The sequence below is a fragment of the Nonomuraea longicatena genome, from assembly GCF_039525605.1.
Classification (GTDB): Bacteria; Actinomycetota; Actinomycetes; order Streptosporangiales; family Streptosporangiaceae; genus Nonomuraea; species Nonomuraea longicatena.
In genome coordinates this window covers 27,278-41,459 of the sequence record NZ_BAAAHQ010000043.1, presented here as the reverse complement: position 1 = coordinate 41,459, position 14,182 = coordinate 27,278, and the positions used below count along the sequence as shown (strand labels likewise).

General features: G+C 71.2%; 12 protein-coding genes and 1 other RNA gene. 4 read left to right on the top strand and 9 right to left on the bottom strand.

Features of this window, described 5'->3' with window-relative positions; all coding sequences use genetic code 11:
- Position 1: 1 nt before the first annotated feature.
- Together ABD120_RS32980 and ABD120_RS32975 are read right to left on the bottom strand one after the other, a co-directional pair.
- The gene (locus ABD120_RS32980) at positions 2-136 is read right to left on the bottom strand and encodes a hypothetical protein (RefSeq protein WP_343954171.1); all 135 of its coding nucleotides are present in this window, start codon (positions 134-136) and stop codon (positions 2-4) included.
- A 114-nt stretch (positions 137-250) separates the two neighbouring features.
- Positions 251-1,861 (bottom strand): MmpA family trehalose lipid delivery protein, encoded by a 1,611-nt coding sequence (locus tag ABD120_RS32975; protein WP_343954169.1) that lies wholly within the window; start codon positions 1,859-1,861, stop codon positions 251-253.
- Between the two features lie 83 nt (positions 1,862-1,944).
- On the opposite strand from ABD120_RS32975, the gene ABD120_RS32970 reads away from it, so the two are divergent.
- A complete protein-coding gene (locus tag ABD120_RS32970) occupies positions 1,945-2,694 on the top strand; it encodes a hypothetical protein (RefSeq protein WP_343954168.1) in 750 nt (249 codons plus the stop codon).
- 3 nt (positions 2,695-2,697) lie between these two features.
- Here the strand turns inward: ABD120_RS32970 and ABD120_RS32965 are convergent, their stop codons facing one another.
- Both ABD120_RS32965 and ABD120_RS32960 read right to left on the bottom strand, forming a co-directional pair.
- Positions 2,698-4,875, bottom strand: coding sequence for an acyl-CoA dehydrogenase family protein (locus ABD120_RS32965; protein WP_343954167.1), 2,178 nt, complete (start codon positions 4,873-4,875; stop codon positions 2,698-2,700).
- A gap of 307 nt (positions 4,876-5,182) precedes the next feature.
- Positions 5,183-6,100, bottom strand: coding sequence for a hypothetical protein (locus ABD120_RS32960; protein WP_343954166.1), 918 nt, complete (start codon positions 6,098-6,100; stop codon positions 5,183-5,185).
- 585 nt (positions 6,101-6,685) lie between these two features.
- On the opposite strand from ABD120_RS32960, the gene ABD120_RS32955 reads away from it, so the two are divergent.
- The 3 genes from ABD120_RS32955 to ABD120_RS32945 all read left to right on the top strand — a co-directional run bounded on the left by ABD120_RS32955 (position 6,686) and on the right by ABD120_RS32945 (position 9,576).
- A complete protein-coding gene (locus ABD120_RS32955; RefSeq protein WP_343954165.1) occupies positions 6,686-7,744 on the top strand; it encodes a S1C family serine protease in 1,059 nt (352 codons plus the stop codon).
- Between the two features lie 80 nt (positions 7,745-7,824).
- Positions 7,825-9,024 carry an MFS transporter gene (locus ABD120_RS32950; RefSeq protein WP_343954164.1) on the top strand — a complete coding sequence of 400 codons (1,200 nt, stop codon included), beginning with the start codon at positions 7,825-7,827 and terminating at the stop codon, positions 9,022-9,024.
- Between the two features lie 3 nt (positions 9,025-9,027).
- Entirely contained in the window at positions 9,028-9,576 is a 549-nt protein-coding gene (locus ABD120_RS32945) for a TetR/AcrR family transcriptional regulator (RefSeq protein WP_343954163.1), read from the top strand.
- A gap of 4 nt (positions 9,577-9,580) precedes the next feature.
- Here the strand turns inward: ABD120_RS32945 and ABD120_RS32940 are convergent, their stop codons facing one another.
- The 5 genes from ABD120_RS32940 to ftsX all read right to left on the bottom strand — a co-directional run bounded on the left by ABD120_RS32940 (position 9,581) and on the right by ftsX (position 14,155).
- The gene (locus tag ABD120_RS32940; RefSeq protein ID WP_343954162.1) at positions 9,581-10,051 is read right to left on the bottom strand and encodes a hypothetical protein; all 471 of its coding nucleotides are present in this window, start codon (positions 10,049-10,051) and stop codon (positions 9,581-9,583) included.
- A 171-nt stretch (positions 10,052-10,222) separates the two neighbouring features.
- Positions 10,223-10,607, bottom strand: a transfer-messenger RNA (tmRNA) gene (gene ssrA, locus ABD120_RS32935).
- A gap of 296 nt (positions 10,608-10,903) precedes the next feature.
- On the bottom strand, positions 10,904-12,763 hold the full coding sequence (locus ABD120_RS32930) for a penicillin-binding transpeptidase domain-containing protein (protein ID WP_343954160.1): 1,860 nt from the start codon (positions 12,761-12,763) through the stop codon (positions 10,904-10,906).
- Positions 12,760-13,227: an SsrA-binding protein SmpB gene (smpB, locus tag ABD120_RS32925; RefSeq protein ID WP_343954159.1), complete on the bottom strand. Its 468-nt coding sequence runs from the start codon at positions 13,225-13,227 to the stop codon at positions 12,760-12,762. Before smpB ends, ABD120_RS32930 begins: the two co-directional genes overlap by 4 nt.
- A gap of 22 nt (positions 13,228-13,249) precedes the next feature.
- Complete coding sequence (gene ftsX / locus ABD120_RS32920) at positions 13,250-14,155, bottom strand: permease-like cell division protein FtsX (protein ID WP_343954158.1); 906 nt, start codon at positions 14,153-14,155, stop codon at positions 13,250-13,252.
- Positions 14,156-14,182: the final 27 nt, after the last annotated feature.

The following is a 14,182-nucleotide window of genomic DNA, read 5'->3' as shown; positions in this document are numbered from 1 at the left end:
CTTACCGGTCGCCGTAGTTGTAGAGCGGCTGGTTGACCGGGGTGGCCGTCGCTCCGGTCAGTGAGACGGTGGTCACCGTCGCCACGAGTGCGGCCGCAGCGACCCCGATGATCGCTGCCAAGAGGATCTTGATCACTGGGCTTCTCCTCCAGCGGACTGGTGAGCGGGGGCGCTCACCAACCTAGAACCAATTCTAGCTACTCGGAAGTAGCCAGCCGGAATCTTCTTATTCCGGACTTGTCTCGACGACTTAGTGGACAACCCGATAAAGCCTGATTTCATGGGTTTCGAGCACTGCTGTCAACCCCGGCAGCCAAAGCGGCGGACCAGCATCGATCACCACGAACCCTATCCCTTCGGCCGCCAGCGCCCCCGGATCAGCCAGCCGTTCCGCGAGGCGCCGCGCCCTCGGGTCCTCCGCGCCCACCACCAGGGAGCCCACGCGCACCGCGTCGTTCACCACGACCTCGCGGCCTGGCACGGCGAAGAAGCGCTGCGCCGGGTCCAGGACCGCGCGCCCGCCGTTCCAGCCGTACCGGCGGTAGGACTCGAACGGCAGCACGAGCACATCGCCGGGCGCCGGGTCGCGGCGCAGGATCTCGCGGGCCGCGCTCCACGAGCGCGGGTAGTCCACCGCCTCCAGCCGCCCCGCCGCCCCCCAGGCCAGCGTCGGCAGTACGGCCAGCGGCACCAGCACCATGGCCGCCGCCCACCGGGACGCGGCCCGCGCGGTCAGCGACCCCAGCCCGACGGCGGCGAGGAGCGCGAGCGGCGCCACGAACTGCTGCGCGTCCCGGAACACCGCGACCCCGGCCCACATCTCCACCAGCCCCTTCAACACCGCCCGTCCACCGGGACCCACTCCGGCCACGGCGATCCCGGCCCCTGCGAGCGCCGCCACGACCAGCCCACCCCAGACCTCGGCCCCGAGCACCCCCCGACCCCCCGGCCTCCTCCCAGAACGCCCCGGCGCCTCTGAACGGCCCCATGTCCCAATATTTCCTGGCGCCCCCGGTTTCGCCCGCTCGCGCCGTACCAGGGCGAAGCCCGCGACACCCGCCGCCACCAGCGTGAGACGGGCCACGGCGCCCGGGACCGTGTCGAAGGCGGCGGGTACCGCCCACGCGTTCCAGACGCCGCCCAGCGACAGCAGGCTCGCCACCGCCCCGAAGGGCCCGTCGGCGCGGGCGGCGAACGCCTCCACCCCCACCGGGTCGCCGGTCAGCCCGCCCGGCCGGGCCAGCGCGGTCACCAGCCACGGCAGACTTCCGGCCGCCAGCAGCGCGAACGGCCACAGCAGCGCCCGGGGCGTACGGGAGCGCCAGGCCACGAAGGCGGCGACCGGCAGGGCCGTGATCGCGGTGACCGTCATCGCGGCGAACCCGCCGACGGCGGCGGGCAGCAGCGCGACGGCGACCCGCCGCCGGTCGCGGACCGCCGCCACCACCCACGGCAGGCCCGCGTACCCGAGGAGCAGCGCCCACTGCCCCATGAGCAGCCGCTCTGCGACGTACGGGTTCCAGACGTAGAAGCCTCCCGCCACCAGCCGCCCGGCCAGGGACGCCGAGGGCACCAGCCGCGCCGCGCCGGCGCACCCGAGCACGAAGATCCCCAGCAGCACCGCCTTCTGCACCAGCCACGCGGGCACGACCTGCGCGAGCGCCGTGACCACCAGATCGCTGGGCACGGCCCGAGGCGATCCTCCGGCCAGCCCGAACGCGAACCGGGAGAAGACCGGCTCGGGAACGAACACCATGTCCTGCACGAGGACGTAACCGGGCAGCAGCGCCGGGCCCAGGCAGAGCCCGCCCAGCACGAGCCCGAGCAGAGCCGGGGCCGCGCGCCGCACCCTGGGAGACATCCGGCTATGACACCACATCACAAGCGCACAACGCCTATTCCCGGCAATCACCCCATCGCCTAGCATCCAGCCCAGTGGCGGGTATGGTCGGCAGACGCGCGGAGGCCGTGATCGCGGTCGCCGTCGTCATGCTCGCCGCCCAGTTGGTGTGGCGCTTCGACCTGGTCCGCCGCGTCTACTTCAGGCAGGACGACTTCACCTTCCTCGCCCGGGGCCTGGAAAACGACCTGACCTGGGACTATCTCATGCGGGTCGACTACGGACACCTAGTGCCGGGCCCGTTCGCGATCCAGTGGGCGATGGGCCGTCTCGGCGTCTACAACGACACGCTCGCCCACACCGTCACCCTCACCCTGACGGCGGCGGCCGCGCTGGCGCTGCTCCGGCTGCTGCACCTGCTGTTCGGCGCCCGCCCGGCGATCCTGCTGCTGTCGGGGCCGGTGGCGAGCCCGATGACGTTCGACACCGAGGGCCGGTTGCGGCCGGTCGAGATCGAGGGGGTGACCGTCCCCCAGCGCGCGGCCTGCCGCACGGTACGGTCCCCCGAGACCTTCCGCCTCCCCCTCCCTCTGCCGGAGGGCACCTGGACGGTCCAGGTCGGCTACCTGAACCCCGCGCCCGGACACGTCACGATCACCCTGGGCGAGGGGCAGGCCACGGTGGCGACGGCCCCGGGTTTCGGCTGGACCTTCGCCACGGTCCAGGGCGGCGGGCAGGACCTGCGGATCAGCGCCCCCGACGGCAGCCTGCCGTGCGTCGGCGAGGTCCGGGCCGGAGTGGCGTTGCCCTCGCGGCACGCCGTCCCGATCCCGGCGCGCCCGGTGGCGCCGTGAGCCTCAGCGGCCGGGCTCCGGGTCGCGGGGCAGGCCGAGCAGGCGTTCGCCGATGATGTTGAGCTGGACCTCGGTGGTGCCGCCGTAGATGGTCATCGCCCGGGTGGCGAGCACCGCCCGGTTCCAGTAGCCGGGGTCGCCGAGCCGCAGGTCGGCCGCCGCCACCGCCCTGGCCCCGAGGAAATCGACCGCCGTCTCCGACACGTGCTGGGCGTGCGAGGTGGACAGCAGTTTGCGGACCGAGGCGTCGGCGCCCGGCTCGGACCCGGCGAGCTGCTTCAGCGTGACCCGCAGCGACAGCGCGTTGATCGAGTGACCCTCGCACACCACGGCGGCCAGCGCCTGCTCCTCGACCGGGCTCAGCTCGCGGCCCAGCCGGGAGACCAGCCCGAGCAGGTCGGACACGGAGGAGCCGGTGCCGCCCGAGCCGGACGACAGCGAGACGCGCTCGTTGGACAGCGTGTTGCGCGCGACCTTCCAGCCCTGGCCGACCTCGCCGACGACCAGGTCGTCCGGGACGAACACGTCGTCGAGGAAGACCTCGTTGAACAGGTTCTCACCGGTCATCTCGATCAGCGGCCGGACGGTGACGCCGGGGGCCTTCATGTCCACGAGGAAGTAGGTGATGCCCTGGTGCTTGGAACCCTCGGAGGAGTTCCTGGCGATGCAGATGCCCCACTCGGCGACGTGGGCGACGGAGGTCCAGATCTTCTGGCCGTCGAGCCGCCAGCCGCCCTCGACCCGTTCGGCCTTCATCTGCAGGGAGGCGAGGTCGGATCCGGCGCCGGGCTCGGAGAAGAGCTGGCACCAGATCAGCTCGCCGGAGAGGGTCTTCGGCAGGAAGCGCTCCTGCTGCTCAGGGGTGCCGTACGACACGATGGACGGCACCACCCAGGCACCGATGATCATCGCGGGCGGCCGTACCCCGGCGGTCCTGAGTTCCTGGGCGATCAGCACCTGCTCCAGCGGCGTGGCGCCGCGCCCCCACGGCCTCGGCAGATGCGGCATGACGAAGCCCCTGGCGGCCAGTTCCCGCTTCTGCTCCTGGCCCGTGAGCCGCGCGATCTCGGCGATCTCGGCGCGCAGCGCCGCACGCGCCGGTTCCGCCTCCTCCGGCAGGTCCGGCTCCATCGGCCGCGACACTCCCCGGAGCGCCAGCTTCGCGACGGCGGCCGACCACTCCGCCGACGGGCCGAGGAGGGCGCGCAGGGTGAGCGCGCGGCGGTAGTACAGGTGGACGTCGTGCTCGAAGGTGTAGCCGATGCCGCCGAAGGTCTGGATCGCGTCCTTCGCGCACTGCACGGCCGCGTCCGGTGCCATCGCACCGGCGACGGCGGCGGCGTAGGCGAGTTCCCCGCCCTTGGCGCGGGTGGCGTCCCACACGGTGGCGCGGGCCTGCTCCAGGGCGACCAGCATGCGCGACAGCTTGTGCTTGATGCCCTGGAACTGGCCGATCGGCCGGCCGAACTGCACCCGTACCTTCGCGTACTCGGCCGCCGCCGTCACACACCACGACGCCAGCCCGGCGGCCTCGGCGCCCAGCAGGATCGCCGCGACGGCCCGCACGTCCTCGCGGACGACCCCGTCCAGAACCCGCTCTGCCGGTACGGTCACCCCGTCCAGTTCGACCTCGGCCACGGGGCGGGTCAGGTCGAGGGAGTCCTGGGCGGTGACGGTGACGGCCTCGGCGTCCACGGCGATCCACACCTCGCCCTCCGGCGTGGTCGCGGGCAGCACCAGCAGGTCGGCGAGGGAGCCGCCGAGGACGGGCGCGGCCGTACCGGAGACCAGCAGGGAACCGTCGTCCGCGCGGGTGGCGCTCAGGTCGCCCGTGAGGGCGAGCGCGGCGGTGCGGCTGCCGTCGGCGAGGGCCGGGAGCAGGTCGTGGCGCTTGGAGGCGTGGACGACGGCGCCGGCGAGCACCGTCGGCACGTACGGCCCCGGCGCCATCCGCTCGGCGAGCGCCTCGACGGCGACCGCCGCCTCCAGCAGCCCGTAGCCGGAGCCTCCGGCTACTTCCGGCAGGTGCAGCCCGAGCAGGCCCTGCTCGGCGAGGCCGGGCCAGAACGAGGGCCGGCCACCGGATCCGGCGCGCAGCGCTTCGGCGGGGATGTGGCGCTCCGCCCAGCCGCTGACCGACTCGCGCAGCGCTTCGTGTTCCTCGCTCAGCCCGATCGCCATGACTCACCCTCCAGCCGGTGCCCCATCACAGGTAGAACCATATTCTAGAGGATGCTTCTGCCCAACCTCCATGCCCGGCACGCACCGCAGCCCGCACCATGCTCCACCGGCCTGACGGACCGCCGGCCCACTACGGACCGCTGTCGCCTGCCAACGGGCACCACGAACGGAACTCCCTCACGAACCGCTCTCGCCTGCTACGGACGGCCCCATCCACCCCCTGACGAACCGCTCATGCGATGGCCGTTCTGATTTCACGACGCCATACCCGCCGACCAGGTCAAACTCGTACACCACTTCCACCCGACTACGGGTTCAGCGGTCGGATTCGGGTGAGCAGGGTGTTGAGGTCGGCCCAGTGGGAGCGCCGGGTGTCGGGGATCGTGGCCAGCAGCATCGCGGGCTTGTCCTTGCCCACCTCGACCACCGCGACCAGCGCCTGCGACATCCTGTCGCCGTAGGCGACCTCGTAGCCGAGCACCCAGCCGGTGCCCTCCCGCATCGGCTGCGAGCCCGTCCAGGTCAGCGTCGCACCGGCGGGGAACTGCGTCTGCAGCGACCACCTGGCCGCCCGTACCGCGTGGTCCCGGTAGCCGGACTCCTTCTTCGGCTTGGCCTCCGGCGCCTCGCCGGGCAGCATCGCCGAGGCGATCACCGCATGCGGTACCGCCACCTTCCCGGCCCGCTGCGCGAAGGCGAACGGGGCGGACGCGCCGGCCTTCCACGGCCCGCCGAGCCTCGGATAGGCGAGCCCGGTCCTGCGGTCGGCGACCGTCCCGCTCACCGGGCTCGGCCGGCCGCCGAGCACCGGCAGCGCCCCGGTCGCCGGTACGGCGGGCAGCGCGAGTCGCGGCGCCGACGGGGTGGGCGCGGCGTCGGCGGGCCCCGAGGGCGCGTCGCCGGGCGGTGCCGACGTGGCCTCGGCCTGCCGGGCGGGCTTGGACGCCGACGGCCCCTCCCCCGCGAACACCATGAACCCCACAAGGACCGCCGCCACCAGCGCGACGACCGCTCCCACCAGGGCAAGGAGCCTGAGCCCCACTCTGCTGTTCTTGCCGGTCCCGCGCTCGCCCGCCTCCGGCACCGGGGCCTGCGCCACCGGCTCCGGTCCGGGCGGCGGCGGGGGCGCCTTGGTCGGCACCACCAGCGGCGGCCCGAAGTTCGGCAACGACCCCGGCGGCACCGGCTTCGACGGCCGCCCGGCGACCAGCACGTTGACGGCCACTCTCGGCCCTCGGCGCGGCGGCGCCTTCCTGGGATCGTACGGACGGCCCGGATCGGCGGGCCCCTCCCCCGGCACCGGCCACGGCCCCGCACTGCCAGACGCCCCCGCACCACCGGAAGGCCCCGCGTTGCCAGACGCCCCCACACCACCGGAAGGCCCCGCGTTGCCGGACGGGCCTGCGTCGGCGGGCGGCCGCGACCTGTCAGAGCGCCGTGCGCTGCCGGACGGCCGCGCGGGCGGGCGGCCCGGGGCCTGTCCGACGTTCGCGCCCGCCTCCGGCCGGGTCTGGGCCGGTTCCCGCGGGCCGGGATGCTGCGGCCGGGCGGCCGGGTTCAGCTGGGCGGCGGGCTTGGCCGGAGGCCGGGGCAGCTTGACGGTCTCCTCAGCAGGCTTGCCCACCCGTTGGAGAGGAGCCGTGGGTGCGTCCTGGGAAGGCTGCTGATCGCCGACGTCCGCCATGTGATCGAGATTACGGCACCTCGGATGCCGAAATTTCCGTCACAGTCGGCCCGTAACCCCGCGAGTGCTCCGCCACGCCGGGCGGCAAGGATTACATTTCCTCCTGACCTGGGAAGATACCTCCGCATGAGGTTGATCACGGTAGGTCTGGCCATCGTCCTGGCCGCAGGATGCGGCATCGGCAAGCCGAGCGCCACCACGCCCGCCGCCTCGCCGACGTCCACGACCCCCGCCACCTCGCCGAACCCCGCACAGCTCCCGCTGGAGGCGACCTTCGAGCAGATCATCGCCCAGGTGCTGCCCTCGATCGTGCAGATCACCACCAAGGTCGGCCTCGGCTCCGGCGTCGTCTTCGACACCTCCGGCCATGTGGTGACCAACGCCCACGTCGTGGGCACGGCCACCAAGATGCAGGTCACGCTCGCCACCGGCGGCGCTCCCCGCGAGGCGAAGCTGGTCTCCTCCTTCCCCGCCGGCGACCTGGCCGTGATCAAGGTCACCGACCCGTCCGGACTGCGGCCCGCCACGTTCGGCGACTCCTCGAAGCTCCGCGTCGGTCAACTCGTGCTCGCCATGGGCAACCCGCTCGGGCTGTCGGGCAGCGTGACCAACGGCATCGTCTCGGCCGTCGGCCGTACCGTCACCGAGCCGCAGAACCCCGGCTCGCCCGGAGCGACCATCACGGGGGCTGTCCAGACCTCCGCCGCGATCAACCCAGGCAACAGCGGCGGCGCGCTCGTGGACATGTCCGGCCAGGTCATCGGCATCCCCACGCTGGCCGCCACCGACCCGGAACTGGGCGGCGGCGCGGCGCCGGGCATCGGATTCGCCATCCCCAGCAACACCGCCTCCGACCTCGCGAGCCAGATCGTGAAGAGCGGCAAGGTCACCAGCAGCCACCGCGCCGCACTCGGGATCAAGGGCAGGACCATCCTCGGCGAGAACGGCCGGCCCGTGGGCGTCGCAGTGGCGAGCGTCGAGCCGGGCAGCGCCGCCGCCAAGGCGGGCATCGAGACCGGCGACGTGATCACCTCGGTGAACGGCACCGCCACCCCGACGATCACCAGCCTGACGGAGCTGCTGAGCGGCATGAAGCCGGGCGACCAGGTCAAGGTCGAGGTGATCGAACGCGACGGCACCACGGAGAACGTCACGGTGACCCTGGGCGAACTCCGAGCCGACTGACGGCCCTCGGGTTGAAAATTTAACACTCGCTCAATATGTTACGAGTGTTAAATTTTCTCCCCGAGCCAGGAGGCCGCCCGATGGCCAACCCCTACCGCGAGCTGTTCCGGGCACCGGGCGCCCTGGCCTTCTCCGCCGCCGGATTCGTCGCCCGCCTGCCGCTGTCCATGACCGGGATCGGGCTCATCGCGATGCTGTCCCAGCTCCACGGCGAGTACGGCCTGGCCGGCGCCGTGTCCGCGACGTTCACCCTGTCCACGGCCCTGTGCGGACCACAGGTCTCCCGCCTGGTCGACCGGGCGGGCCAGAGCAGGGTCCTGCTGCCCGCCACCGGCCTGAGCGTGCTGTCCCTGGCCGCCCTGGTGCTCTGCGCCCGCTACGACGCCCCCACCGCGACACTGTTCGCCCTCGCCGTACTCGCCGGGCCGCTCCCCAACATGGCCGCCATGGTGCGCGCCCGCTGGACCCACCTGTACGGCGGCTCCCCCAGGCTGCACACGGCCTTCTCCCTGGAGTCGGTGGTGGACGAGCTCACCTTCGTCGTCGGCCCGGCGCTGGCCGTGGCGCTGTCCACCTCGGTGTTCCCCGAGGCGGGCCCGCTGGTCGCGATCGTCCTGCTGGCGGTGGGTGTGCTGCTGTTCGTCCCGCAACGGCGGACCGAGCCGCCGGTCCACCGTGCGGACGCGGGCGCGCGGGCGGGCTCGGCGATCAGGATCGGCTCCGTCCGGCTGCTGGCGCTGGTCCTGGCCGCAGGCGGCGTCATCGTCGGGGCCGTGGACGTGGTCAGCGTCGCCTTCGCCGAGCAGCACGGCTCACCCGCCGGGGCGGGTCTCGTCCTGTCCGCGTACGCCGCCGGCTCCGCCCTGGCCGGGCTGGTCTTCGGCACCCTCAGCCTCCGGACGCCGCTGCCGAGGCTGCTCGCCCTCGGCGCCACCGGCACCGCGCTCACCACCCTGCCGCTGCTGCTGGTGGACGGCCTGCCCACGCTCGCCGCCGCCGTGTTCGTGTCCGGCCTGTTCTTCGCGCCCACCATGATCGTCGTGATGCGGCTGGTGGCGCAGACCGTGCCCGCCGCCCAGCTCACCGAGGGAATGACGTGGGCGATCACCGGGCTGAGCACCGGCGTCGCGCTGGGCGCCGCCGTCTCCGGCGCCATGGTCGACGGGTACGGCGTCACCGGCGGCTTCACCGTGGCGGTCGTCGCGGGCGGGCTCGCCGTCCTGCTCACGCTGGCAGCCCAGGGTAGGGTCCACACAGCGAGACGGGAAGCGGAGGGGTGAGGGGTGGCCGAGGCCGTCGACGGTCGCCGGGTCAAGGGCGAGCGCAGCAAGCAGGAGCTGATCGAGGCGACCGTCCGGATCGTGGCCCGCGACGGGGTGGCGGGCGTCAGCCACCGCGCCGTGGCCAGGGAGGCGGGGCAGCCGCCCACCGCCGCCGCCTACCACTTCAGCAGCATCGACGACCTGCTCACCGCCGCCCTCACCCGCTGCATGCAGGAGGACGCCGCCCGCATGCGGGCGCTGGCGGCGAGCGAGCACGTCTCCCTGCGTGAGCTGGCCGAGCTGATGTGCCGGCTCCGCACCCGCCCCGACCAGTTGCTGGCCGCGTACGAGCTCTACCTCCTGGCCGTCCGCCGCCCCGAACTGCGCGCCGCCACCCAGGACTGGCTGGACGCCGTGACCGAGTTCGGCGCCCGCCACACCACCGACCCGGTACGGCTGCGCCTGCTGGCGGCCGCCATGGACGGCCTGCTCATGCAGGCCCTGCTCACCGACGACCCGCCGACGGCCGACGACTACGAGGCCGCCCTGCGCGCCGCCCTTCTGCCATGAGGGCTCAGCCGCAGTTGCCCCACGCGGTGCGCTTGCCCGTGGCGAGCGTGAAGTCGACGCGCGTGTCGGTCGTGTAGCCCTCGAACTTGGCGCACTTGCCCTTGCCGTAGCCGATGGCCGTGGCGTAGTACTTGTACTTCTTGGCGGTCAGCGTGCCCGGGTCGCGGTACTCCGCGCCGTCCTTGAACTTCAGCACCGCCTGGGTGAAGGTGGGCGTTCCCGCGTAGGCGGTCTTGATCACCGCGACGCAGTTCTTCTGCAGGCCCCGGTTCCACATCAGGTACACGTGGCCCCACGTCGAGCCGCCCGCCTTGAGCGGCCGCTTGTTGTCCTTCACATGCGTCCAGCCGCCACGCCCGGAATCCTTGGCACAGGCCGCCTCCGGGCTGTACGAGGCCGCCGAGGCGGAGACCGGACTGACGACAACCACTCCGGCTGCCAGGGCTGCCGCCAGGGCAAGGGTCTTGCTGCGCATGCGGATCCTTCCACGTACTGTCAAATCAGACGTGAAATTCTAGTCACGCACGGCGAAGAGATCTACCGAAAACGCATCTTCTCCGGCGACCCGCACCCGCAAGGCACCCCCCACGAACAGGAAAACCGCCCCGACCTGCCGAAGTTTCGGCAGGTCAGAGGCGGTTTGATCGAGTGGAGGTGGCGGGAATCGAACCCGCGTCCTTCAACCCCAAGACAGGGCTTCTCCGGGCGCAGCCTGCTTGACGCTTTCTCAGCCCCGGCGCTCACGCAGGCGTGTCGCCGACAGGCTCAGCCACTGTTTGTTTTCCCGATCTCCCCCGTGGCCGGGTTGATCGGTGGAGCCCTCTAGCGATGCCAGGTCCTGAGCCGAGGGCGTGCTCAGGCTGACAGAGGTTTCGCTACTTAGGCAGCGAGAGCCAGGGAACCCTGGCTTACCTCGGAGTGCTTCTTATTGGCACTTGTTGTTCGCGGTCACAGGATTAACGAGGTTATGTCCGCCGTCCTCGGCCCGCTTCACCTGACTTGCAAGGTCAAAGTCGAAGCCAGTCACCCCCATGTTCAGTTTTCAACACCGCCCCCGCAGGGACCGCGCATCTAGAAGATACATCCGCCAACACCCCCACTGCCAACTCAATTCCCCCCACAACGGCAAAGCCCCGGAGACGTGGCACAGCGAGCGCGCGTCTCCGGGGCCGACCGGCAGGGTCGAGCCGGTCCGGTCAGCCAGGACTTCCCCCGAGATGAAGTCCTGGCCAATCACGGCGACTGAGTCCGCAACCCCCCGAGCGGGCCCAGTCATCAGTTAAGACGCAGGCTGCCCGACAGATGGTTGCTCGCAGTCAGGAAATAATCACCGAGAGTTTTCAAGGGCTCCGAAGAAGCGTCCCGCGACGGCGGCCGCATCGGAGTTCTTGACCAGTACGGCGACGGCCACGTTCCCCTGCCAGCCGACGAACCAGGCCATGTCGTCGGGCAGATCGGCGGTCACGCCGTACACCCTGCCCTTGCCGCCCTGCGCGGCCGGATTTCCGGCCACGCCCGCCTGCATCATCTTCGTGAGCGCAGAACGCACCTTCGGATCGACGGGCACCGGCGCGGGCGGCGTCTCGGCGACCTGCCCGGTGCCGGGGTCCGGCGCGGCGGGGCTGGTGACCAGCGTGGGCGGCCGCCAGGTGCCCGACTTGACGGCGCCCGCGACGAGCGCCATCGTCAGCGGGCTGACCTGGACGTTCTGCCCGGCGATGGCCTTGGCCTCGTCGGCGTCGGAGTCGAGGGCGGGCATGCTGCCACTGAAGGACTTCAGGGGCAGCTTCCACTTCACGCCGATGCCGAACGCCTTGGCGCTGCTCTGGAGCTTGTCCGGAGTGACACGGCGGGCCAGTGAGGCCAGCGCGGTGACACAGCCCTTGGCGAAGTTCTCCTGGAAGGTGGCCGACACCCCGCCGGTCTGCTGGCTCGCCTGGACGAAGGGCGCCCCGCCGACCGTGCGCGAGGTGGGGCAGCGCAGCCGCTGGCTGGGCTTCACCCCCGCCTTGAGCAGCGCGTCGGCGGCGACGATGGAGAAGGCGGTGCCCGCCGGGTACTTGCCTCCGAGCGCGTCCTTGACCTGGCCCATGCCCCTGCTGCCGACGGCGCGGATCTGGCTGTTGGCGGCGTCGACGGCGACGATGGTGCCGCTCTCGGCGGCGAGGAGCGCGTCGTCCGCGGCCTTCTGGAGCCTGCTGTCGATGGTGGTGTGGACGGGCCCGTTCGTGCGGCCGTCCCACTTCTTGAGCACGGCGACCTCGTTGCCGGTCTTGAGGTCGATGGTGATGACCTGCGACTCGGTGGAGCCGGTCAGATGGTCCTGGTACTCCTTCTGCAGGCCGTTGATGCCGACGGAGTCGCCCGCCCGCTGCGGCCCGCCCAGCTTGACCTCGGTCTCGGGGGTGAGGGCTCCGACGCGGCCGACGATCTCGCGCGGCGAGGCGGGCTCGACGGGCTGCTCCTGCAGATCGACGGTGACCTTGGGGGTAATGGCGTCGAGCTTGGCCTTGACCCGCTGGTAGCGGTCGGTGCCGAAGGTGGCCAGCTGCACGAAGTCGCCGGGCGGCGCCGAACGCACCCGGCTGAGCAGCCGGTCCTCGGCGAAGCCGGTGACCTCGGCGAGCTGCTTGACGAAGGAGGCGGTGTTGTCGCCGAGGTCCGCGGGACGCACCCCGACGACGTACAGCCTGCCGGAGCGCTGCAGCGCGCCGCCGTTGCGGTCGAGGACGTTCTGGCGCGGCTCGGGGTCGGGCTTGACCGCGAACCGCTGGCCGTCCTTGAGCTGCGGATGCAGCACGGACGGCGACCAGCGCACCTTCCAGGCTCCGTCGACCAGCCGCAGCGGCAGCGTGCTCTCGTACTCCCACAGCGGGTTGTTCTCGCCGAGGTCGACCTCGGCGGAGAAGGTGGCGGTCGTGGCCTCGCCCTCGCGGACCACCGACTTGATGTGGAAGCGGTAGGAGGCGGCGTCGAGGTCGAGCTTGGTCGCCTCCAGCGCCTTGCGCACCACGGCGGGGTCGCCGTCCGCCCGGCTGGCGGCCAGTTCGTAGTCACCTGACTGCCAGCCGACGAGGAAGTCGCGGATGGCGTTGTGCGCCGACGGCTCCGCGAAACAGGCCGTCAGCGTCATGCTCGCGACCGCCAGGCTGGCGGTCGCGGCAAGCGTACGGCGGACGCGGCTCATCTGTTGTGTGCGCGTAGCGCCCTGGCCATCTCCCGCTTGGCCTGCTGCTCGGCCAGGGTCTGCCGCTTGTCCCAGTCCTTCTTGCCTCGGGCGACGCTGATCTCCACCTTGGCCCTGCCGTCCTTGAAGTACAGGGTGAGCGGCACGATCGTGAGCCCGCCCTCCTTCATCTTGGCGGCGAGCTTGGCGATCTCCTTGCGGTGCAGCAGCAGCTTGCGCTTGCGGCGGGCCGCGTGGTTGGTCCAGGTCCCCTGGGAGTATTCGGGGATGTGGACGTTGAGCAGCCACGCTTCACCGTTGTCGATGCTGGCGTAGCCGTCGACGAGCGAGGCGCGTCCCTCACGCAGCGACTTCACCTCGGTGCCCTGTAGCACGAGCCCCGCCTCGATGGCATCTTCGAGGTGATAGTCGTGCCTGGCACGCTTGTTCTGGGCGATGACCTTCCGCCCGGTCTCACGTGGCATGTTCTGACTTTACCGGCGACCGCTACACCCTGAGGTATCGGCGGAGTGTCACGAAGGACGCGAGGATACAGATCACGACGCCGATGAGCATCGTGAGCAGGATGTGCTGCGCCACATCGTCCCAGCCGATCGGGTTGTTGATCGCGACGTACTCGGTCAGCGACTCGAAGATGAAGACCTTCGTGACGATCAGCATGACGGCCGCGAAGACGCCGCCGATCAGGCCCGCGATCACGCCCTCCATGACGAAGGGCAGCTGGATGTAGAGGTTGGAGGCGCCGACCAGCCGCATGATGCCGGTCTCCCGGCGCCGGTTGAAGGCCGACAGCCGGACGGTGTTGCCGATGAGCAGGGCGGCGGCGAGCACCAGCACGAGCGCCACGCCGAGCGCGTAGCTGCGGAGCTTTTCGAGGAAGTCGAAGAACTTCCCGATCAGGTCCTTCTGGTGGATCACCTGGGCGACGCCGGGCTTCTTCGACACCTGGTCGATGATGGGCGCGAAGTTGTCGGGGTCCTTCAGCTTGATACGGAAGGACTCGGGCATGTCCTCGGCCCTGGCGACCTGCACGAGCGCCGGGTTGGAGCCGTAGTTCGCCTTGAAGTTCTCGTACGCCTGGGCCTGGTTCTCGAAAGAGGCGGACTCGACGCCGGCCATGGCCTCGATCTCGGTCTTGAGAGCCGTGGTCTGCCCGGGGGAGATCCCCTTGCCCTTGCAGGAGGGCATGGCGTTGCCGCTGGAGCACAGGAAGGCCGAGATCTCGACCTTGTCGTACCAGTAGTCCTGCAGCAGCTTGACCTGCGAGTTGATCATCAAACCGACACCCAGCATGGCCATACCGACGGCGACCGTGATGATCACCGCGACGGTCATGGTCAGGTTGCGCCGGAGGCCGATCCAGACCTCCGAGAAGATGAAATTAGCCCGCATGTTCTGCCCTTAGCTCCCTCTTCATCG

Excerpts from the sequence above, each read along its gene's own strand:
- ABD120_RS32975 (WP_343954169.1), bottom strand. The coding sequence starts at position 1,861 with ATGTCTCCCAGGGTGCGGCGCGCGGCCCCGGCTCTGCTCGGGCTCGTG.
- ABD120_RS32970 (WP_343954168.1), top strand. The coding sequence starts at position 1,945 with ATGGTCGGCAGACGCGCGGAGGCCGTGATCGCGGTCGCCGTCGTCATG.
- ABD120_RS32965 (WP_343954167.1), bottom strand. The coding sequence starts at position 4,875 with ATGGCGATCGGGCTGAGCGAGGAACACGAAGCGCTGCGCGAGTCGGTC.
- ABD120_RS32955 (WP_343954165.1), top strand. The coding sequence starts at position 6,686 with ATGAGGTTGATCACGGTAGGTCTGGCCATCGTCCTGGCCGCAGGATGC.
- ABD120_RS32950 (WP_343954164.1), top strand. The coding sequence starts at position 7,825 with ATGGCCAACCCCTACCGCGAGCTGTTCCGGGCACCGGGCGCCCTGGCC.
- ABD120_RS32940 (WP_343954162.1), bottom strand. The coding sequence starts at position 10,051 with ATGCGCAGCAAGACCCTTGCCCTGGCGGCAGCCCTGGCAGCCGGAGTG.
- ABD120_RS32930 (WP_343954160.1), bottom strand. The coding sequence starts at position 12,763 with ATGAGCCGCGTCCGCCGTACGCTTGCCGCGACCGCCAGCCTGGCGGTC.
- smpB (WP_343954159.1), bottom strand. The coding sequence starts at position 13,227 with ATGCCACGTGAGACCGGGCGGAAGGTCATCGCCCAGAACAAGCGTGCC.
- ftsX (WP_343954158.1), bottom strand. The coding sequence starts at position 14,155 with ATGCGGGCTAATTTCATCTTCTCGGAGGTCTGGATCGGCCTCCGGCGC.